A 20,483-nucleotide genomic window follows, 5' to 3' on the forward strand; every position below is an offset into this window, starting at 1 on the left:
ACCCCCACGAAGAACCGCCACCGCCCGCGCAATCTCCTCACCCGACAACGGATCCAACGGATGCGAAACCCCAACAACGGCCTCAGTTTCAGCATGCAAAGTCACAATGAACTCCTTTGATTTGATGTGTTTGATATGTCAGTAGCTAGATGGTGATTAGCCGGCCAGCAGCCAGTCGGAGGCTGCCTTGCGGTACCGGATGATGCCCTTGTACTCGGCCATGTCTTCCGGAAGCTCAGCCAGGACGTTGCCGAACTTCTCGCGCCAGGTGGGAACCCGGGCGATGTCCCGCAGCGGCAAGAGGTAGCTGCGGATCAGGAACAGCAGGGTGCCGGTATGGGGGAGGCGGACCAGGTGCTGGACCTCGACGCGCAGGTGCAGCTTGTCCGGCATGTCCGGGTCGGTGGCGATGGTGCCGCGGTCCGGGCCCCACTCCTGGTAGGTCTCCGTGGACGTGTCCAGGCGGCGGCCGACGGTCATGGTCCAGTTGGTGCGGCGGAACTGCTCGCCCGGCTGGAGCCGCATGAGGAACTGTTCGGCACGCTGGATGATGTTTTCTTCCTTGAGGCGTGGCACCGGGTGGTGGATCTCGAGGAAGCTCATTCCGACGTCGAAACCGAAGGACCAGTCAGCTGCGAAGCTGACCAGACCGGCATCCAGCCACATGGTGTTGTCCCGGATGTCGAGGAGGACAATGTCGTCCTGGATCTGCGTGCCGAGGAAGCGCAGCGGACCCATGGGCAGCGAGTCGTCGTCGCCAATAGTGAATTCGATGTCCAGGTTCTGCAGTCTGTTGTGCCAACGGCAGTGGTTTCCTTCGCGTTGGAAGGACATGATTTCCGGGTTTTCCTCGGCCATGGAGGGAAGCAGGGTTGCGATCGTGTCCCAGACGGCCGGCTTCATGTGGGGGAGGACCTGGGAACGTGACGGGTCGCGGGTCAGGATCCGTTCTCGGTCGGCGAGCTCTTCGAGGTAGAACTCGTCGATGTCGATGAGCCCTTTGCCCCACGCGCCGGCGTCCGTGGAGACGTTCTTGTTGGCCGGTTCCACGTTGGCGCTGTAGCGGTAGATGTCCTCCCGGAAAGGAAACGGGAAGCGCCGGATGCGGTCGGGGAGGGACGCGGTGTCAGTTGCTTTGTCGACGGTGATGCTCAAAGGTCCAACTCCATTTCTGGGTCTTCGCTGCGTGAGACGCAGCACATCATGGTGGTGTTCCCGGCCTTTTCCTGCTCGGTGAGGTAGAGGTCCCGGTGCTGGGGCGTTCCTCTGAGGACAGGCAGGACACACTCGCCGCAGATACCCTTGCGACACATGTTGGGAATGGTTTTTCCGGCTTTTTCGAGGGTCTCCAGCAGCGATACGCCGGCTGGAACGTCAAGCGTGAGGCCGCTGCGGACCAGGTTCACCGTGAAGGGCTCGCCCTCGTCCAGTTCGGCGGCGCCGAAGGCTTCCGAGTGGAGCCTTGCTTCGGCCCAACCCGCTGCACGTGCCTGGTCCAGGACCGAGTCCATGAACGCGTTCGGGCCGCAGACGTAAAGGTGGGTTCCCACGCCCTGCTTGGTGAGCTGTTCGGTGAGGACTTCCTGGAAACTGTCGCGGTTGCTGCATTCGGTCAGCGCAGAGCCGAGCAGTTCCCTGGCTTCGTCCACGTGGGCTCCGGATCCGGGGCGGTAAACGTAAATCAGGGACGATGTGGTGCCGCGCTCAGCCGCGGCCCGGGCGTGCGAGAGGACGGGGGTGATTCCGATTCCCGCCGCCACAAGGAGATGGTGGGTGGCAGTGGATGCCGGGGCGAAGGCGCTACGGGGCCGCGAAACGTAGACGCGGTCTCCGACCGCGAGCCGGTGCATGGCCCTGGAACCGCCGGCGCCGTCCTCCACCCGCAGTACCGAGATGGCGTACTCGGAAGGAGCGTTGCCGGAACCGGTCAGGGAGTATGCGTTGACGCCTTCCTCGCCGTACTGGACCACCAGGTGGCTGCCGGGAACGTAGGACGGCAGTTTCCGGAACGAGGGGTCGGCGAGCGTGATGCTCACAATCGAGTCGGTCTGCGGACTGACATTCGTCACTTCCAGCTGGAGACCTCCATCAACCGCCGGATGAGGGCTGATGGGGAGTGCCGCGACAGTCATGATGCCTCCTCGACACGGGCGGCATACCCCAGGTACGCACCCATTCGGCGGGAAAAGTGGTCAGTGGTTACCAATGCGGTGCCGCAGCCCTGGCAGGGAACCTCCGAACCGGCGGGTTGGAAGGTGGGAGTAGTGGAGTGGCAGTGGGGGCAGTAGATCGCCCGAGGTGCGGCTTCTTCACTCAGGAGGGTCATTTCCTCCTGGTGAAGTCCGCACTCTGCGGCGACGGCCGCGGCGGCGCGGATGTCCGCCGTCGGGCCTGAAAGGAAGAGACGGACGCCCACGCTGGAGCTTCCCAGGACGGACCGCAGTTCGGAGAGGGTTTGCGGTGTAGCGGCTTCGAAGTGGAGGTCTAGCTTGGGCTGGCTGTCGCTTTGCTGCTCCGCGGTGTCACCTGCTGCGCCGAACGACGCGCAGATGACACCGCGAAAACCAGGTTCCAAGCCGTTGCCCGCTACCTGTGGCATGGACACGGAACTCATGGTTGGTCCTTACGGCGCGAAGGAACGGTCGCCGGCGAAGAAGCCGAGGCCGTACTCCGGGGTCTCGAACTTGACGGTGGTTCCCTTGGGGAAGAACAGGACGTCGCGTTCCTTGGCGTGGGTGACGTCGCCGGTGGACTCGTCGGTGAGGATGAACTCGCCCTTGATGACCACCTTCATTTCGTCGTAGGTGTAGGTGTAGACGACCGGCTCGGACTTCTTGAGTTCAAAGAAGCCGGCGCTCATGACCGTGCCTTCGGGGTTGTGGAGGGCGTCGCCGATGAAGGCTTCGCTTCCCGGAAGGTCCATGGACGGAATTTCGAGGTATGCCTTCTCGACTTTGTGGATTGCTCCGGCCTTGCTGAGTGTTCCTAGCAGCGTTTCCATGGGTCTCTCCTTATGAGGGAATGGGTGAGGAGGGGGCATAAATCATGTACATAAGATGGATTGATTCTTGGGTGAAGGTGGACCGGCGGCCCTGAGGGATTCGAAGAATTGACCCTGCATTTGCCGCGTTGGGCGGTCTAACAGCCTTGTGATGCGGGTCACTCGTTCGGCCTCACAAGCAAAACTACGCGAGTTAATACTTCTAGTCCAGACTTTTTTATAAAATTTCATGACGACTTTGATGATTCGTTCCGAAGGGTCCTGTTGACTGGTGTCCTGTGGCCGCGCGGCACCCGCGTGCTGGCGCCGGGCTGCCTGCCGCAGGGTGGACGAAGCGGAGGGCAGGGCCGTTCGTTGAACGGCCCTGCCCTCCGTTTGGCCGTGGTTCAGGGTCTTGTGGTGGAACTCTTGCCTAGGGGCGCGTGGCGGTCTCCAAATCCGTGGTGCCTTCCGACGCCGACGCCGGGGCTGCCGCCGCCGTCATCGCCGACGCCGGGGCTGCCGCCGGGGTTGCTTCGCCCTTGCCGGCGCGTGCGGATTCGCGCTGGGAATAGAACCAGATGGGGACGTAGAGTCCCAGGACGATGAAGCCGACCCACGTCGGAGTCCAGCCGATCTCCAGGCTGTTCAGGTAAACCACTCCGACCAGGCAGAGGGGCAGATTGAACAGGCCGAAGAGCAATGCCACGTTCTTCCAGCCCCTGGGTGCCTTGAACGGCCGATCCAGGCTGGCGAAGGCCGGGTGCTTCTTGGCCCTGACGTAGGCGAACAAGCTGATGCCGTTGGCGCACGTGTAGCCGATCGCCGATGCGGCAACGATCGCGGCGGGATTGCCCATGAAAATCAGTACGAGGTTGAAGGCTCCAATGACCAGCATGGCGACAAAGGGAGTGCCATTGCGGTTCGTCTTGCCGAGGGACCGGGGAAGGTTCCCTTCCACAGCCATGGAGTGCATGGCGCGGGATGAACCGAGATAGGCCGTTTGGATGATCAGGACCATCGCCGCGATCAGCATGATGATGGTGATCATGGAGCCGGCTTCCCCGAAGACGGCGTGGGCGACCGGGATGAGTGGCGAGACAGGCTCCGCGAGGACTCCGTCAACGCCGAGCACGCCGATCACGGCCGACTGCACCAGTACGAACGAGAAGAAGCAGATGATGCCGCAGGCAAACAGCGCTTTGGAAACGTCCTTGGCGGGGTTTCGGTATTCCGGGCCGTAGATGGCCGCCGTCTCCCAGGCGCAGGCGCTCCATTGCGCGATCGCGAAGATGCCCAAAAGGATCAGGACGTGGTGCATGTCCCAGGACCAGTCGGCGGGCAGCCAGCTGCCGCTGATGTTGTGCAGGTCAACGTGCCCCGTGGCAAAGGGCGCCACGGTCAGCACCACCAGCGGGATCAGTGAGAACGCTGCCAGGATGTACCCCAGGGTGGCACCGTCCTTGAGGCCGAACCAGTTGACCGCGAAGAGCCCGCCGAAAATCACCAGGCCCGTCATCAGGGCAAGCTGATTCTCCGTGAACATCTCGCCGAGCACGGGAAAGAGCCCGTGCAGGTAGCTGCCGACGAGGATGGAAAAAATCGCGAGCACCGGTGTCCAGGCGAACCAGTAGCTCCACGCGCTGAAGCCGCCGATCAGCTTGCTCTTGTCGTACTTGCCGCGGTAGTTCTCCGTACGGAAAACGTGCTGCGCAAACCCCGGGAGGCCTGACGCCTTGGGGAAGGTCGTAGCCATTTCGGCGTAGGCAGCGTTCTGGAAGAAGCCCTGGACTACGGACAATCCCCAGATGAGCACGGCCGCCGCCGACAAATACATCGGCAGGTAGCCAAGGGAAGGCAGGATCAGCAGGGGGACGCCCAGCGCGATGGCCAGGCCCTGCTTCCAGTTGATGGACCTCTCCAGGCCATCGCCTCCCTCTAAATGTTTGTCACTCATAACAATCTCCCTTGACTGAACTAAGTCGTTGAATCATTGATTGGCTGACTCGCCTTTCCCATCTCCCGTGGAGGCAAAAGACACCGCAAAAGTCATCCGGCAAGCCATCGTGAAACGTCAGAAGCGCATGGAGCGGCCTGCGCTAGGGCGTGGGAAGCCAGCTTGTGGCAGGCGGGTGTGGGGCATCCCGCCTGCGGCTAAGCGAGGGCCCGATCTGCCGGCCCGAGGTTTCCAGTGAAATAGATCACTTCAGAGGTTACAGCGTTAAAACCTCAGTTCAACAGCTTTTATTTTGACGAATTCTGTGCATCGCCCGGGTGGAGTGCTGCACGAGCCGGCCCGGGCGGCAGGCTGCTCCAACGGAACAGCCCCGCATCTCCAGCGGAGATGCGGGGCCGAGGGCCGGGCTGGTGTCCTGGGCGGCTCAGGCGCTGTAGATCAGGGAGAGGCCAAGGTGCGGGACGTCCAGCTCCATACGCTGCTGTTCGGACGAGCCGGCTTTGATCCGTTCGCCCACCAGGTAGGTTCCGGAATTGCCGAGGATGACGCGGTTGCTGGCGTTGATGAGGGCAGCATCGCCAGGGATGCCGCGAAGGTCCGGCATGATGAGCGGTTCCAGGTCCCGGAGCAGGATGTCGCAGCCTGCTACGCCCGCAAACGTTCCGTGGACGGAAAACGGCGCCGTGAACGTCAGGACGTATTCACCGGAGCCGAGATAGTCCAGATAAGGGCCCCAGAGGGTCTGTTCGCCCGTTGACGCGGCGTTGGAGAAGAAGGGGAGCTTCTCATAGTCGTAGTATCGGTTGCTGCCTGGAGTCAGGTCGCAGTCGAGCTTGTCCAAGGCTCCGGAGTCGCCACGGGACCACCACTCCAGGGCGTGGCCGTCTTCCTCGACCGACTGCGTGGCGAAGAAGGTTCCGGCGCCCACCGCGAAGGCGTTCTTCGCCAGGAAATCCCGCGAGAGCTGCTCCAATCCGGCCAACGCCGAGCTGTCCACCTTGGGTTTGCCTGCGAGGTTCCGCTCCATCAGTGCGGCTACGTTCCTGGCGAGTTCAGTGATCTCAGCGGAGACGCCGCTGGTCCAGGACGTGAGGGCGTTGGCGGCGTGGACGACTTCGTGGTCTGGCTTCATTGGGCATCCTGATTTGATTGGGCATAACCGAGGGTGAGCTTCGTATCAATCAAGTGAAAAATGTTCCGCCTGATGTGTTCGAGGACCAGGGTCTGGGCCTTCTCACGTTGGTCTTCGGCAACTGCGCGGACCAATTCCAAGTGTTCAGCGGTTGCCTTTTCGGGGTCAAATGCTACGGCGAGGGGAGTCCAGAGCTGTTGGACCGTTTCTTGCTGGAGCCGGATCTCGGCGTTGGCAAGCCGTGGCGATTGGGCGGCGACTGCCAGCTCGACGTGGAAGCGGCTGTCGGCTGAGGCCCGGACCTCCGGCGTGTCGGCCAGGACCAGGGCCCGGGCCAGTTCCTGGAGGCGTTCGAAATCATGCGCTTCCGCGCGTTCACAGGCCAGCCGGACCGTAGTGGCAGCGATGGCGGAATGCTCGTCCCCGATGTCACGGATCTCGGAAACCGACGTCGAGAGGAACCATTCCCGCATGGCATCGGTCTGGGTCTTCGGTTGCTTCACTACGAAGGAACCGCCGCTCCGGCCCCGGCGGGTCTCCACGACCCCCCGCTCGCGGAGCTCGTTCAACGCTTCGCGAAGCGTAGCGCCGCCCACGCCGAACATGTCCGAGAGGGCTGCCTCCGGGGGGAGGCGTTCACCCACTTTGAGCAGACCGAGGGCGATGGCCGTGGAGATTCTGTCGACAATCGCATCTGCCCGCTCAATTTCCGGCAGGGACCGGTAGATCTGCGACTGGAATGAAGTTGGCGAGGCCAAGTGTCTGCGCTCCGAAGATGGGCTACGGGATGCGTCCAATACTACAGTCCGGGGTTGCATAGCAGTTTTCGCCTTTCGAACGGGATTCTAAGCCGCTTCCGCCTTCCCCGGAGGCGGGAGGCGGGCAGGCCCCAAGCGGTCTGGCCAAGGAGAGGCCAACCACCCAAAGGGGCGGTTTAAAACAGTCCGGATTGAGGGTTTTAGTGCAGGGTGAATGGCAGGACGATGGATTCACGCAGCGGACTTCATCACCATCCCGCCGGAGAATCTCCCGGTGGACAGCAGAAAGGCAGATCCACATGAGCTTGACCTTCCAACCCAAGGAGCTCTTCGAAACCGACCTGGACAAGTCCCTCCTGGGCCAGCCCTACGCGGACGTGCTCGGCGACGAGATCCGGGTGCGCATGGCCGTTCCGTTCACCAGCGCCGATTCCCGCATCGTTTCCGGTGTGTGGGAAGCCGAGCCCGGCCTCTCCCGGTGGGAATTCCTGGAACGGGGTGAAGTAATCCATGTCCTCGAGGGACGCATGGTGGTCACCGAGGACGGCGGCCAGCCCGTCACCGTCGAAGCCGGGAACGCCGCCGTCTTCCCCATCGGCTGGCAAGGCACGTGGGAAATCCAGGAACGCATCCGCAAGTTCTTCGTGATTTTCGCCGCGGCCTGATTGAGACGCCGGCCCGGCTCCGGTATCTGACGCCGGAGCTAAGCGGACGACGGCGGCAAGCTCCCGCCGTCGTCGTCCGCTTGCTTGGCCGGCCGGCCGGGTACCCTTACCGCGTCCCTTCGCGCCGCAGGGCCTTGGCGATGGCCGCCGCCCGGGAGTCCACGCCAAGCTTGGCGTAGATGTGGGCAAGGTGCGACTTCACCGTGGCCTCGGAAATGAACAGCTTCCGGCCGAGTTCCTTGTTGGAGAGCCCTTCGGTGAGCAGGGTCAGCAGTTCGGCCTCGCGCGGGGTGAGGGCTTCGTCCGGGTTGCGCATCTGCTGGAACAGCCGGCTGGCAACGGGCGCGCTCATGTGGCTTTGCCCGCGTGAAGCCCCGCGCACGGCGGCGAAGATCTCGTCCGGGGCGGCGTCCTTGAGCAGGTAGCCCATGGCCCCGGCGTCGACGGCGCGCACGATGTCGGCGTCCGAGTCATAGGTGGTGAACACGAGCACGGCCTGGGTGGGCCGGGCCGCGCGGATCTGCCGGATCGCCTCGATGCCGTCGATTCCGGGCCCCATCGAGAGGTCCATGAGCACCACGTCGGGCCCGTGGTCGAGGACAGCGGCCACCCCGTCCTCGCCGCTGGACGCCTCGGCCACCACGTCGACGTCGGGCTGCGTGCTGAGCAGGGCCCGCAGGCCGCTGCGCACCACCAGGTGGTCGTCTACCAGGAGCACGGTGATCAACGCTGGCCTCCTTTGGCCTCTGATTCCCCGGAACCGGAGCGGTAGAGCGGGATCTCCACCCCGATCACCGTACCCTCACCGGGCGCCGACTCCACCGCGAAGGTCCCGCCCAGCTGTTCCACGCGCTGGCGCATCGCGCGCAGGCCGTACCCGCCTTCCCGGGTGTGCCCGGCGGTAGCATCGGGCACAAAGCCGAGGCCGTCGTCGTAGATGTCCAGCGTGACGGAGCCCGGCAGGAATCCCAGCGTGACGCTCGCCGTCTGCGCCTGCGCGTGCTGTTCGACGTTCGCCGCCGCGCTCTGCGCGATCCGCAGCAGGGCGTGCCGCACCTCCGCGGGCAAGTCCCGGGGCTGCCCGACGACGGCGACCCGCATGTGCGCCACATGCTTGCGCACCGCGGTGGCCAGGGCTGTTTCGAGCGGCTCTTCGGGGGCGTCTGCGGTGGCGAGCTCGTGGACGAGGCCACGGGTTTCGGCGAGGTTGAGGCGCAGCTGTTCGGTGGCCTGCCGGACCTCGGCGCTCAGGCCGTCCCTGCGGTCCGCGGCCTCGAGCAGCAGCACGGTGCTGGCCAGGCCCTGTGTGACGGTGTCGTGGATTTCGCGGGCCACGCGCTCGCGCTCAGCCATGGTTCCGGCGGCCCGTTCGGCGGCCACGGCCTGGGCCTGGGCTGCGCGGAGTTCGTCGTTCAGGGCCGCCTGCCGGGCGAGGGCCCCTTCCAGGCGTTCATAGACCAAGGTGAGCACCAGGCCCGCGGCGAGCGGACCGAGGAGTGCCGCGACATCCGTGAAATCGCTGAGCTTGAACAGGCCGGCAGCCGTACTGAGGGCCGTGACCGCCGTCGCGGCTGCCGCCTGGCGGGCCGGAACCCCGGAACGGCACACGAAGAACACCGCGAAGGCGCACCAGGCGAAGCTCGGCGCAAGGACCACCAGCATCGTCCACACCCCAACCAGGACCCAGGTAGCCACCGTGCGGGCCGGCCCCGGTGAACGCACCGCCGTCACGTACACGCCGCACAGCAGGCCGGCGAGAACCAGCACCAAGGTGTTCTCGTCGGGGCCGTGCCGGAACACGAAGCGGACAAGAGAGGCGGTGATCAGCACGGCGAAGCCGCAGTGCACGGCGAAATTCAGTTGCTGCTCCCGTTCCGGCCGTGCTTCTGCTGTGGTCATGCGGCCAGTATTCCACCGTCCACGGCGCCGGACTGGCCGTTTTCCGCGCGGATCGGGGGCTCTCATACTTTTGGCTGAGATGCCTGGCCGAAAGCATGAGGCAGCACGCGCTGAAGTGCCGATGTGCCGCGGTTTCCGCCCCGGCAGGATGGAGACCAAGAGCCCGGCAGGTACGCCGGCAAGCATCCAGAAAGGCAGATCATGGGACTGAGCAAGACCAACATCAAGACCCTCTCCGCAGCAGCCGCGGCCCTCATCCTCACCGGCGGCATCACTGTCGCCGCCAACGCCGGCCAGACCACCCCGGCCGCAGCCCCGGCCGCACGCCAGGCGCCCGCCGCTGTTCCCGCCGTCGACGTCCCCGCCGGCGAAAGCACCACCGTGGCCCAGAACCGCATCTCCGCCACCGCCTCCGCCAAGGCCGTCCAGGCCGCCCTCGCCACATGCGCGGCCGACAAACTGCCCTTCGTGACCGTCTCCGTGGTTGACCGCTTCGGTACCGTCCAGGCCGTGCTGCGGGGCGACAACGCCGCCGCGCACACCATCGAAGCCTCCAAGCAGAAGGCCTACACCGCCGCAGCCTTCGGTGCTCCGACCAGCGAACTCAACGGCCGGATCTCCGGCAACGGCAAGCCTTCCATCGCCGATCTGCCCGGCACCCTCTTCCTCGCCGGCGGTGTCCCGCTGAAGGTCAACGGCGTGTCCGTGGCCGGCATCGGCGTCGGCGGCGCACCGGACGGCGCACTCGACGAGGCCTGCGCCACCGCCGGTGCAGAAGCCATCCTCGCCCAGTAGTCACTGCCCAGTAGCCCATGGCTGTTTCGAAGCGCGGCCGGAGTTTCCTGCGGGTAGCTCCGGCCGCGTGCCTGATCCTCTTCCTGGCCGCCTGCTCCGGCGGGCAGCCGCCCGCCCCGGAAAGTACGGCGAGCCCGACGGCGGCAAGCGCCCCGGCGGTGCCGCGCGCATCCGGGGCCGCACCGCCGTCGTCGGCTGATTCCGCGGCCGCCCCCAGCACGCGTCCGACCCTCAGTAAGGAGGCCCGGATGGAAACGAACCGGCAGCTCATCCGTGCAGCCAAGGCGAACGACTCCGCCCGGGTGAAGCAGCTCATTGCAGCCGGCGGGGACGTCAACGCCAAGGACGATATCCAGGACTCGGCATTCCTGTACGCCGGAGCGGAAGGATTCAATGAGGTCCTCAAACTGACCATCGAGGCAGGTGCTGACGTTAGGTCCACCAACCGCTACGGCGGGACGGCGCTGATTCCCGCCAGCGAGCACGGCCGCGTGGAGACGATCAGGATCCTCATCGCCGCCGGAGTGCCCGTGGACCACGTCAACAAGCTTGGCTGGACCGCGATGCAGGAGGCCATCCTGCTGAACAACGGCGGCCCGCGCCAGCAGGAAGCGGTCAGGCTGCTGCTCGACGCCGGCGCGAACCCGGACATCCGCGACCCCCAGGGCCGCACGGCACTGCAGAACGCGGAACGGCTGGGCTTCACGGAAATCGCGGAGCTGATCCGGGGGCGCTGAAGGGCTACGGCAGCTAAGGTCCTATCCGAACGTGAACGAGTATGCCTGGATGCCTTTCGGGACCCGGACCTCGAGCCTGCCCTCACGGATCCGCGGATCATCGACGATCCGGTAGAGGGTGGGCGTTCCGGTGACCGTCACCGAAGTGGCGGTGCCGTCGCGGACGACGTTTATGGTCCCCTCACCGCTGACCACGATGTACACCTGCCTGGCGTGGTAGTTCAGGGTGATCGAGGAGCCGGTGCCGGTCGGCGTGATCGACTGGGTCCCCAGGTCCCACCCGCCGGCGAGTGCAAAGCTGTCGGCGGGCTGGCTTGGCGGGACTGCGTAGCTTCCGGCCCCGGCCTTGTACGGTTCCGTGCCCGCGTAGTTGACCTTTTTCGTGACGCCCAGATACGACTCGCGGGTGGTGGCACCCGCCACCGGGCCGTCGTCGGATCCTTCCACAGGGGCGGGCAGCGCCACGGAAGGCTTGGCCTGCTTCAGGAGTTCGCGGATCAGTTTCTCGGTGGTCTGGTAGCCGCCCTCGCCGAACTTGATGTGCCGGACGGTGCCCTCGGCGTCGATCAGATAGTGGGCCGGCCAGTAGCGGTTGCGGTAGTTGGTCCACGTGGAGAGCGTGTTGTCGATGGCCACGGGATACGTGATCCCCAGGTTCCGCGCGCCGGACATGACGTTCCGGACTTCTTTCTCGAACGCGTACTCGGGGGAGTGGACGCCGATGATTTCCAGCCCGGCGTCCTTGTACTTGCCGTACCACCCGGTCAGATGCGGCACCGAGCGCTGGCAGTTGATGCAGGAGTAGGCCCAGAAATCCACCAGCACCACTTTCCCCTTGAGTTCCTTCAGGTTCACCGGCCGGTCGCCGGGGGTGTTGAACCATTCCTGGATGCCTTTGATGTCCGGGGCAATGCCGCATGACTCCAGTCCGGTGCCGCCATTGCTGCACTTGCCCAGATCCTTGTTCTGCTCGTTCACCAGGCCGCCCAGGTCCAATGCTTTCTTCACGGCGTCGTTGTCCTGGACCTGTTCTTGGAGCGTGGAGGTGTAGTCGGGGACAAGCTTCTGGAGCAGCTGCGGGAGGTTGAACACGAGCCCGACGGCCAGCGCGATCATCATGAGGCCGCCAGCGATGCGGATCTTGCGCTGGTTCTTCCGGAACGCCTTGACGCGCTCCGCTACGTGCCGTCCGGCCAGCGCGAACACCAGCAACGGGATGGCCGCACCCGCGGCAAACGTCAGCGTGAGGACAATGGTTTCCGAGCCCACCCGGCCGGTGGCGCCCGCGACCGCGATTGCCGCCAGCACCGGTCCTGCACAGGGGACATAGACGACTCCGAGCGCCAGTCCCAGCACCAGCCCGCCGTTCTCCGTTCCCACCCTGCGTTGCGGGATCCAGGAGAAGGGCTTTTCGAGGATGTGCTGGAAGCTGTCGAAAATCAGGCCGAGCCCGATCAGCACCAACACCACCAGCCCGACCCAGCGCAGCAGGTCCTGCGGCAGGTTCACCAGCGTCAGCAGGAACGAACCCACCAGCGTGAAGGTGCTGAAGCTGATCACCAGGCCCAGGATCACCAAGTAGGGGCGCCAGCCGGCCGCGGGGCGGGTGCCGTGGCGCGCGCCCTGCACGCCGCCCGAGAGGAAGATGACGGGCAATACGGGCAGGATGCACGGCGAAATGCCGGTGATCAGCCCTCCCAACAGGCCGATGAGTGCCAACTGCAGCATGATGTCTCCCAAGGTTGCGGTGCCGGGCGCCAACAGTTCGAGTCCCGGATGTCTGCAGGGAGTTCGGAGCCGGAGCCCTGCCGGCTTGGTGCGGGCGTTCCGGGCGGTGGCCCCTACCGAGAGCCGTCAGGTGGGCGGCTGCCGAGCCCGGAGAATCTTCTGCAATCCGCACCCATCCGCGACGCCGCACCCACCGAATAGCTCGTGAGGCACAAACCGCCGGTGTGGCAGAAGCAACGCCGGGCGACCCGTGCCGAACCTCATAGGACCCGGCGCCCCGGGTCCACGAACAAGGAGAATGACATGTTGTCCACCAAGCGCCCCGCTCTCGCCTTCGTAGGCCTCACCGCAGCTGCCCTTCTCGGACTCACCGCCTGTGGCGGCTCCAGTTCCTCCGGCACGTCTTCGTCTGCCGCTCCGCAGTCCTCCTCCGCGGCGCCGTCGCCGTCGGAAACGGCCAGCTCCGCCATGGACCCCGCCCGCGACCTCGTCGGCCCCGGCTGCTCCGCCTACGCGGCCCAGGTTCCGGACGGCGCCGGCTCGGTCCTTGGCATGGCGCAGGACCCGGTCGCGGTGGCCGCGTCCAACAACCCGCTGTTGAAAACCCTGACCGCAGCCGTCTCGGGAAAGCTCAACCCCAAGGTGGACCTGGTTTCCACCCTGAACGGCAGCGAATTCACCGTCTTCGCGCCGGTGGATGATGCCTTCGCCAAGGTGGACGCAGCCACCATCGCCAAGCTCAAGACGGATGCCCAGTTGCTGAACAAGATCCTCACCTACCACGTGGTGCCCGGCCAGCTGACCCCGGACCAAGTGATTGGTAAGCACAAGACGGTCCAGGGTGGCGAAGTCACCGTAGCCGGCACGAAGGATGCCCTCACGGTGGATGGTGCCAAGGTGATCTGCGGCGGCGTCCACACGGCAAACGCCACGGTGTACCTGGTGGACTCCGTGCTGATGCCGAAGTAAGTCCGCCATCACAGTGCGTTTGGCAGCTGCCCCTAGGATGCCTTCTTGGGGGCACTTGCCATGCCCACCCGTAGAAAGGTGCCACGTGAAACCGTCCATCGCCTGGTTCCGCGACGACCTGCGCGTCAAGGACCACCCTGCCCTGCGGGCTGCCGTGGATGACGGCGCCGCGGTGGCGCTCTACGTCCTCGACGAGGAATCGCCCGGCATCCGGCCGCACGGCGGTGCGGCGAGGTGGTGGCTGCACCATTCCCTGGCCACGCTGCGTGAAGAACTCGACGCGCTCGGCGTTCCGCTGCTTCTCCGCCGCGGCCCCGCCGCGGAGGTCGTCAGGAAGACCGCGACGGCGATCGGCGCCGGCGCGCTGTTCTGGAACCGGCGGTACGGGGAGGCCGAGCGCACGGTCGACGCCGGGATCAAGGCCTGGGCGTGCGACGCCGGACTCCACGTGGAGAGTTTCCAGGCGTCCCTGCTGCACGAGCCCTGGGAAGTCACCACTAAGACGGGCGGACAGTACAAGGTCTTCACCCCGTTCTGGCGCGCCGTGTCGGCCCAGGACTTCCGCGAGCCACTGGCCGCGCCCGCCAAGGGCCACGGGTACACCGGGAAACTTCCCGCCCATGACGAGCTGGACTCCTGGCAGCTGCTGCCCACGAAACCCGATTGGTCCGGGGGCCTGGCCGAGGCCTGGACGCCAGGGCCGCGGGCCGCGCACCGGCGGCTGGCGGAGTTCGTGCACGGTGGGCTTCCGGAGTACAAGGACGGCCGCGACCGGCCGGACCGCGACGGAAGCAGTGGGCTTTCGCCGCACCTGCGCTGGGGGGAGCTCAGCCCGTTCGAGGTGTGGCACGCCCTGGGGTCCCGGCGCTCGGAAAGCGCGGCGGTGTTTGCCTCGGAACTGGGCTGGCGCGAGTTCTGCTGGCACCAGTACTTCCACAAACCGCAGCTCGCCACCGCCAACCTGCGCACCGAGTTCGACCGCTTCCCGTGGGCGTGGCCGGAGGTTACGGGGCACGCGGCTGCTGCCGCGGAACTCCGCGCCTGGCAGCAGGGGCGCACCGGCTTCCCGCTGGTGGACGCCGGGCAGCGGCAGCTGTGGCACACGGGCTGGATGCACAACCGGGTCCGCATGGTCGCAGCGAGTTTCCTGGTCAAGAACCTCGGTATTCATTGGCAGTTGGGCGAACAGTGGTTCTGGGACACGCTGGTGGACGCGGACCCTGCCTCCAATCCCGCCAACTGGCAATGGGTGGCAGGCTCCGGGGCGGACGCTTCCCCGTTCTTCCGGATCTTCAACCCGGAGGCGCAGCGCACCAAATTCGACCCGCAGGGAAAGTACATCGCCCGCTGGATTCCCGAGTTCGGCACGCCCGACTACCCGGAGGAAATCGTGGACCTCAAGACCACCCGGCAGGACGCGCTGGAAGCCTACAAGGGGCTCAAGGAGCAGTTGTAGTCCGGCGCTCCTGACCTTTTTTGCGCAAGAAGCAGGGGCGGCACACCTTCAAATAGGCGTGCCGCCCCTGTTTTGCCCCTCAAAGAGGGTCAGGAAGGGTGCGGAAACTCAGGCCCCGCGCTTCTGAACCAGCAGCACGCAGGCGAACGACGCGAGCACTCCGGCCAGGGACAGGACCAGCATTCCGGTAAACGATCCGCCGCCGGACTGGATGAGGGCGCCGCTGAGCACCGGGCCCACCGCGAAGCCGCCGCCGATCATCAGGTTCGTGGTGTTCATGACGTGGCCGCCCCCGGAGAGCTCGGACAGGGTGGACAGCAGATAGGGCAGGATGAACGTCCACGCAAACTTGAAGATCACCGCCGCAACCGCGAACTGGATGAGCCCCGGGGTCCCGAACAGCAATGCCACGCTCGCAGCCATGCCGAGGTACCCGGCGATGAGGTAGAGGCGGCGGCGCGGGGTGTCGCCCAGGACCGTGGCCACGAGCGCGGAGGCAATACCCGCCACGGTGGCGACGGACAGCACCAGGCTCGTCGCGGAGAGTTCGGTCCCGGCCGCCGCGGAGATCTGGGCCATGAAGGACCACACTCCGCTGAGCGCCACGTAGAAAAGGAAGACGGCGGCGAGTCCGGCCACGAACTTCCCCAACGGCACCTTGGTGCGCACGGCCGAGGCCGCGGGAACCTCACGGCGCAACACCTCGCCGTCGATCCGGTTCAACACCGCCAGGCACGCGACGCCGAGACCGGCCAGCGTCCAGTAGATCGCCGACACCCCGGCCCCCGCGAACAGTGCGGGGAAGACGGCCAGGATCAGGGCACCCATGGCCAGCTGGAACACCACGAAGATCCCGAAGGCGCGGCTTGGATTGGAGGTCTTGCCGCTGAGGGTCAGCAGGATCACCGTGATCGAACCGGCGGCCAGGGACGTGACGAAGCGGACCGCCACCAGCAGCGGGAAGCTGTCCACGAAGCCGGAGAGCACGTTGCCGGCGACCACGACGGCGGTGAACAGGTAGGAGGCGGTGCGCAGGTTGATGCGCCGCAGCCAGAGGTACGCCGGGACAGTGGCCAGGCTGAAGGCGCCCAGTTCGAGCGAGAACAAGCCGCCCAGCTGGACCGGGGTGAGTCCGAACTGCTGGATCAGCTTGCCGGCCACCACGGGGGCGATCAGTAGCGCGGTGTACAGGACGGCACTATAGACGGCCACATAGGTGTAGGTGCCGCGGTCCGATGCCCTCGTGGGCATGGGGGTATTGAGGAGGCGGGTCATGGCTGCCCTTCCGTTGGGGAATGAGGTGGGAATGAGGTGGGGGAAATGAAGTTGGGGAATCAGGTGTGGGAAATGAGGTTGGGGAATCAGGTGCGGGAATGAATCAGGTGGTGGATAGCGGGGCTCAGGACTCGGCGTCGTAGACCTTCCGGCCGGCGAACCAGGTCTGCCGGGCGTGGATGGACGGGATCTTCTCGATGTCCACGTCGTAGGGGTTGTCGCTGAGGACGATGAAGTCCGCGGATTTGCCGGGGACCAGGGAACCGGTGACGTCGTCGACCCCCATCGCCTCGGCGCACGCCGTGGTGTAGACGGCAATTGCTTCGGGAAGCGTGATGGCCTGCTCCGGCCACAGGGTTCCTGGGAAGGTGCCGCTCGGATCCTTCCGGGTGACGAGGCCGTAGATACCTTCCCAGGCGTTGGGCGAGACACTGACCGGCCAATCGGACCCGCCGGCCAGGCGGGCACCGGCGTCCAGCAGGATCCGGTTGGGCTGCATTTTCGAGGCGCGCTCGGGCGGCAGGACGGTGGCGATGGCTTCGGAGATGACCCCCGGGAACCAGAGTGAGGGCGAGATGTCCGCGGTGACGTCCAGTTCGGCGAAGCGGCCGTAGTCGTCCGGGTGCACGAACTGGCCATGGGCGATGTGGTACCTGGTGTGGGCATACCCGGCGGCCCGGACCTTGGCGATGGTGTCCAGGGCCAGGCGCACGGACGCATCGCCGGTGCAGTGGATTTTGGCCGAGATGCCCCGCTCGGCCGTGCGCATCAGCCAGCCTTCCAGTTCCTCGGGGGCCATGGTGGCGTTGCCGCAGTGGCATTCCGGGAAGCCCTCCACCGGGAGGTACGGTTCCAGGAAGGCCCCGGTGCCTGCCGGCGGCACGCCGTCCAGGAAGATCTTGATGAAGTCCGGCCGATGGTGTTCGCTGCGCAGCCCTTCGCGTTCGGAAATAATCCCTTCGCCCAGGGGAGTGGTGCCGAAAATGAAGTCGTTCGCCTGCATGGAGGTGACCACCCAGGCGTGGAGGCGGCCGCCGTCGTCGAGCTGCTTGAGGGCCTGCAGCAGCTGCAGCGATGCCGCGGCGTCCTGGAAGCCGGTGACCCCGTAGGAATGCAGGAGTTCGATGCCGCGCTCCGCGGCCCGGGCCAGTTGCTCCGGGGCCATCGGCTGCAGCCGCGCGAGGGTCTGTTCGAGCAGCACCCCGCCAGCTTCGATCAGCACCCCGGTGGCGCGGCCGGCGGCGTCGCGGAGGATCTGGCCGCCGTCGGGATCTGCGGTGGTGTCCGTGATCCCGGCCAGCTCCAGCGCGCGGGAATTGGCCCAGCGGTTGTGCTTGCTGTCGTCCTTGAGGAGGGCGGGCCGCCCGCCCGTGGCTTCGTCCAGGCGCCGCAGTGCCTCGCGGGTGTTGAGTTCGCCCAGCAGGCCCGAACCCCAGCTGCCGCCGGTGATCCATTCCCCGAGGCCGAGGCCGGCGGCGTAGTCGCTGATGGAGGCGAGGAACTGCTCCAGCGTCAGCGACGGCGGTGCGTCCAGTTCGAACAGGTCCATCTGCCCGGCGAGCATGTGGTGGTTGTGGACGTCCAGCAGCCCGGGCATCACATAGGCGCCCTGGAGGTCGACGACGGCGGTGCCCGGTCCGCCGCTCAGCTCGGCTTCCGTGCCGCTCGCCAGGATCCTGCCCGCCTTGACGGCCAGGGCCGAGGTCCGCGTTCCTGCGGGGTCAAGGGTGTCGATGACGCCATTGATAAGGAGGAGATCGGCGTGGTGTTCGGACACGGCCAGTCCTTTCGCTTGGGATGCGATTCAGACTAAATGCGCCGCCTTCGGCCTGCTTTGTCCAGCAGCGCAGGGGACTTGTCCGGCAGAGATCGTCAGTGAGCTGCGCCACTCTGGGGCGTTTCTATCCAAGTAGCGCATGTAACTGGCGGATGGCGAAGTCACGACGTTGAGCCTCAGTCAGGTCGCGATTTGATCTGTCCGACACCTGGTAGTCGGGTTCGTCAGGGGCATGAGGCAAGCCGGCCGACAGGCCCTTGATGTCGGTTCCTGCAACGGCGAATCTGAATTCTTCTTCCCGAAAGACAACTTCATATTCGACACCCGTTCCAACCCATTCATTGAAAGACACATATCTGGCAGCGACATCGATGAGTCTCTCGGCGTCGAAGATGTCTCTCGACAAGAACCCCTTATGATCCTCGAGTTCGACGATCCAAACGCAGAAGGATGTCATGGGCAGTAGTTCAGGCCTGCATAACGTGGACGCTAGTGGCTCGTTGCATACCTCGGATATCCACCGCCGGGCAACCCCGGCGTACAGTCTCTTGACCTGGTCGCGGTCTTGGCCGACGGTTCTCATCATCGAATATGCGCTGGCGGTCAGAAACTCATATCCGAAACGGGCTATTAGTGCTTGTTCCGGCACAAGGTTCGTCTCGAGCGAGAGGAAGATCTCTCTGGAAAGCCAGCGCTCAGCCGCTGATAGGCGGAATGGGTGCGACTTCCCAATCGATCGAATTTCCGAACGGATGTCCTCCACGCACCCCAGGATTTCAAGTGACGTTGTTGGAGACAAACGTCTCTGGCTGCTTGCGATGTCCAGGGCGAGAGCTGACCGCTCCGGGTCGTCGCCAAGGATGATTGCCTTCAAATACGCAATGTCCGGGCTCTCGGCCATTCCCTTGGCAAGCTCTGCCAGCGCAACCTGAGTCTTCCGCTCGCTAACGTCGTCGTCAGCAAGCCCGACTTGGAAATAGCGATCGAAGTATCGAGCTTTCTGCATCCGTCCTTGCCGTCCAGCGAGAACGTCCATAACGCTCATCGGCCTGAATAAGTATTGGACAGCATCACGAGCTGGCTGAGCATGCCCCCGAGATACGAGAGAGTCAACGCGCTCGATCCTCCTTTGCTGTCCGTCTTCGGAATCGTTTTCGTTCCACGAAAGATAAGTTTCCGGGTTCAGGCGGATGTCATCCCACAATCTGTGATGTGTAATCCTGAGCCAGGTCAGTGCCGTGAAATCGAACGCGTCTACTTCGGCGGCCGAGATTAACTCAGAAAGGCTATGCATCTGTTCGCGTAAGCGGTTGGCGGCTCGTGGAGTTTCCAGGCCGGATGCAAGGATTTTGATGAGCTCCTCGCGGTGCTCTTGGTGCAATCCATCAGCGGGCTCACCGCTTGGGCTTATCGAATCTAGGATGGCTCTGCTCCAGCGACGACGAACCACCATGGGTACTGGTGGAACCTCGAACGGGTATTGAACGATCTTTTCCATGAACTCAGAGCTCTCGCCGTCGGCGCCTGTTGAACGCAGGGCCGACTCGATCGTCGCTTGGTCGTATGCCAGAAGGTAGTGCACGTTTGTAAAGCGTCCGAGCAGCCGGACTACTCGAAGTAACGCGCGCAGTTCCTCACCGTCCAGCCGATCCACGTCGTCTACAATCACAAGGACGCGAACGCCCTGCTCGGCGATCTCGCCACTGAGTTCGCCAAATTCCGAGTGCCAGGACGGTCGCTTCGCCAGATCGGAGATCGCCTCTTTGGCCACGGAAGAAGCAGCGTCCCCGATCACGGGGATCAGTTTCAGGAGCGGGGTTCCGAAGCGTGAGTACTGTGAAAGCTTGTCCTTTACAGATTTTGACTTGGGGAAAGCCTCTGAGAGGGCGGATACAAACTCTGCTGTTATCGACTCGGCATCTGAAACGGACCAAGGGCTGAACCAGACGCTCTTCCAGTTGCTTAGCCTCGAAATTACTTCCTTGAGAAGGGTGGTCTTGCCGCCTCCCCATGGTCCAACGAGCCCGAAGACAGTCGAGCTTTGTCCATTGACACAGGAATCAATCCGTGATGCGACAACGCGGGCAAAATCCCCGCGTCCGGCTATGTCGGTCTGCTGTAGCGATTCGTCGCTCCACGACGGCCGAGCTGTCGAGTTGTCGATCATGAGAGTAGTCAACCATTCGACAAGCCGTCTCGCCGCTATGTCCCGCGAACCTCGCCGCGCTTCATCTGTGACGACGCGGAGTTGCCCAGGATTCACATGCCGCGTTCCTTCGTCCCATCTTGGTGTTGCGAATTTGCCGAGGCGGGCACCGAGCGGAAGTAGTTGAAACCAGAGATCGTCAGTGAACT

At 64.8% G+C, this 20,483-nt stretch carries 19 protein-coding genes; 6 read left to right on the plus strand and 13 right to left on the minus strand.

Features of this window, described 5'->3' with window-relative positions; all coding sequences use genetic code 11:
• Positions 1–156: 156 nt before the first annotated feature.
• The 7 genes from DWV11_RS07285 to DWV11_RS07315 all read right to left on the minus strand — a co-directional run bounded on the left by DWV11_RS07285 (position 157) and on the right by DWV11_RS07315 (position 6,827).
• Positions 157–1,155 carry a heme-dependent oxidative N-demethylase family protein gene (locus tag DWV11_RS07285; RefSeq protein WP_115788224.1) on the minus strand — a complete coding sequence of 333 codons (999 nt, stop codon included), beginning with the start codon at positions 1,153–1,155 and terminating at the stop codon, positions 157–159.
• Entirely contained in the window at positions 1,152–2,132 is a 981-nt protein-coding gene (locus tag DWV11_RS07290) for a PDR/VanB family oxidoreductase (protein WP_115788225.1), read from the minus strand. Before DWV11_RS07290 ends, DWV11_RS07285 begins: the two co-directional genes overlap by 4 nt.
• Positions 2,129–2,614, minus strand: a complete 486-nt coding sequence (locus DWV11_RS07295) for a dimethylamine monooxygenase subunit DmmA family protein (protein WP_115788226.1) — start codon at positions 2,612–2,614, stop codon at positions 2,129–2,131. The genes DWV11_RS07290 and DWV11_RS07295 overlap by 4 nt, the downstream gene beginning before the upstream one ends.
• Before the next feature lie 9 nt (positions 2,615–2,623).
• On the minus strand, positions 2,624–3,001 hold the full coding sequence (locus DWV11_RS07300) for a cupin domain-containing protein (protein WP_115788227.1): 378 nt from the start codon (positions 2,999–3,001) through the stop codon (positions 2,624–2,626).
• Between the two features lie 412 nt (positions 3,002–3,413).
• The gene (locus DWV11_RS07305; protein WP_115788228.1) at positions 3,414–4,937 is read right to left on the minus strand and encodes an APC family permease; all 1,524 of its coding nucleotides are present in this window, start codon (positions 4,935–4,937) and stop codon (positions 3,414–3,416) included.
• A 424-nt stretch (positions 4,938–5,361) separates the two neighbouring features.
• On the minus strand, positions 5,362–6,069 hold the full coding sequence (locus DWV11_RS07310) for a cache domain-containing protein (RefSeq protein ID WP_115788229.1): 708 nt from the start codon (positions 6,067–6,069) through the stop codon (positions 5,362–5,364).
• Complete coding sequence (locus tag DWV11_RS07315) at positions 6,066–6,827, minus strand: FadR/GntR family transcriptional regulator (protein ID WP_115788230.1); 762 nt, start codon at positions 6,825–6,827, stop codon at positions 6,066–6,068. The genes DWV11_RS07310 and DWV11_RS07315 overlap by 4 nt, the downstream gene beginning before the upstream one ends.
• 299 nt (positions 6,828–7,126) lie before the next feature.
• On the opposite strand from DWV11_RS07315, the gene DWV11_RS07320 reads away from it, so the two are divergent.
• Entirely contained in the window at positions 7,127–7,492 is a 366-nt protein-coding gene (locus tag DWV11_RS07320; protein WP_115788231.1) for a cupin domain-containing protein, read from the plus strand.
• A 106-nt stretch (positions 7,493–7,598) separates the two neighbouring features.
• Here the strand turns inward: DWV11_RS07320 and DWV11_RS07325 are convergent, their stop codons facing one another.
• Positions 7,599–8,219, minus strand: a complete 621-nt coding sequence (locus DWV11_RS07325; RefSeq protein WP_210725682.1) for a response regulator — start codon at positions 8,217–8,219, stop codon at positions 7,599–7,601.
• On the minus strand, positions 8,216–9,391 hold the full coding sequence (locus tag DWV11_RS07330) for a sensor histidine kinase (protein ID WP_115788233.1): 1,176 nt from the start codon (positions 9,389–9,391) through the stop codon (positions 8,216–8,218). Before DWV11_RS07330 ends, DWV11_RS07325 begins: the two co-directional genes overlap by 4 nt.
• A gap of 201 nt (positions 9,392–9,592) precedes the next feature.
• Here DWV11_RS07330 and DWV11_RS07335 point away from each other — a divergent pair, with 201 nt between their 5' ends.
• The 3 genes from DWV11_RS07335 (at position 9,593) to DWV11_RS07340 (ending at position 10,923) form a co-directional block, all read left to right on the plus strand.
• The gene (locus tag DWV11_RS07335) at positions 9,593–10,186 is read left to right on the plus strand and encodes a GlcG/HbpS family heme-binding protein (protein ID WP_115788234.1); all 594 of its coding nucleotides are present in this window, start codon (positions 9,593–9,595) and stop codon (positions 10,184–10,186) included.
• 67 nt (positions 10,187–10,253) lie between these two features.
• Positions 10,254–10,385 carry a hypothetical protein gene (locus DWV11_RS20475; RefSeq protein ID WP_281269601.1) on the plus strand — a complete coding sequence of 44 codons (132 nt, stop codon included), beginning with the start codon at positions 10,254–10,256 and terminating at the stop codon, positions 10,383–10,385.
• On the plus strand, positions 10,345–10,923 hold the full coding sequence (locus tag DWV11_RS07340) for an ankyrin repeat domain-containing protein (protein WP_245953493.1): 579 nt from the start codon (positions 10,345–10,347) through the stop codon (positions 10,921–10,923). Before DWV11_RS20475 ends, DWV11_RS07340 begins: the two co-directional genes overlap by 41 nt.
• Positions 10,924–10,944: 21 nt before the next feature.
• On the opposite strand, the gene DWV11_RS07345 is transcribed toward DWV11_RS07340, so the two are convergent.
• A complete protein-coding gene (locus DWV11_RS07345; RefSeq protein ID WP_115788236.1) occupies positions 10,945–12,651 on the minus strand; it encodes a cytochrome c biogenesis protein DipZ in 1,707 nt (568 codons plus the stop codon).
• A 303-nt stretch (positions 12,652–12,954) separates the two neighbouring features.
• Between DWV11_RS07345 and DWV11_RS07350 the strand changes: the two genes are divergently transcribed.
• Together DWV11_RS07350 and DWV11_RS07355 are read left to right on the plus strand one after the other, a co-directional pair.
• Positions 12,955–13,620 carry a fasciclin domain-containing protein gene (locus DWV11_RS07350; protein WP_115788237.1) on the plus strand — a complete coding sequence of 222 codons (666 nt, stop codon included), beginning with the start codon at positions 12,955–12,957 and terminating at the stop codon, positions 13,618–13,620.
• Between the two features lie 85 nt (positions 13,621–13,705).
• Positions 13,706–15,076 carry a cryptochrome/photolyase family protein gene (locus DWV11_RS07355; protein WP_115788238.1) on the plus strand — a complete coding sequence of 457 codons (1,371 nt, stop codon included), beginning with the start codon at positions 13,706–13,708 and terminating at the stop codon, positions 15,074–15,076.
• Between the two features lie 108 nt (positions 15,077–15,184).
• Here DWV11_RS07355 and DWV11_RS07360 read toward each other — a convergent pair whose 3' ends face one another.
• From DWV11_RS07360 to DWV11_RS07370, 3 genes are all read right to left on the minus strand, one after another.
• Entirely contained in the window at positions 15,185–16,351 is a 1,167-nt protein-coding gene (locus tag DWV11_RS07360) for an MFS transporter (protein WP_115788239.1), read from the minus strand.
• Positions 16,352–16,475: 124 nt separating this feature from the next.
• Positions 16,476–18,128, minus strand: a complete 1,653-nt coding sequence (locus tag DWV11_RS07365; protein WP_115788240.1) for an amidohydrolase — start codon at positions 18,126–18,128, stop codon at positions 16,476–16,478.
• A gap of 124 nt (positions 18,129–18,252) precedes the next feature.
• On the minus strand, positions 18,253–20,295 hold the full coding sequence (locus DWV11_RS07370; RefSeq protein ID WP_168404597.1) for a KAP family P-loop NTPase fold protein: 2,043 nt from the start codon (positions 20,293–20,295) through the stop codon (positions 18,253–18,255).
• Positions 20,296–20,483 lie beyond the last annotated feature (188 nt).

The sequence above is a fragment of the Arthrobacter silvisoli genome, assembly GCF_003369445.1.
Taxonomy (GTDB): domain Bacteria; phylum Actinomycetota; class Actinomycetes; order Actinomycetales; family Micrococcaceae; genus Arthrobacter; species Arthrobacter silvisoli.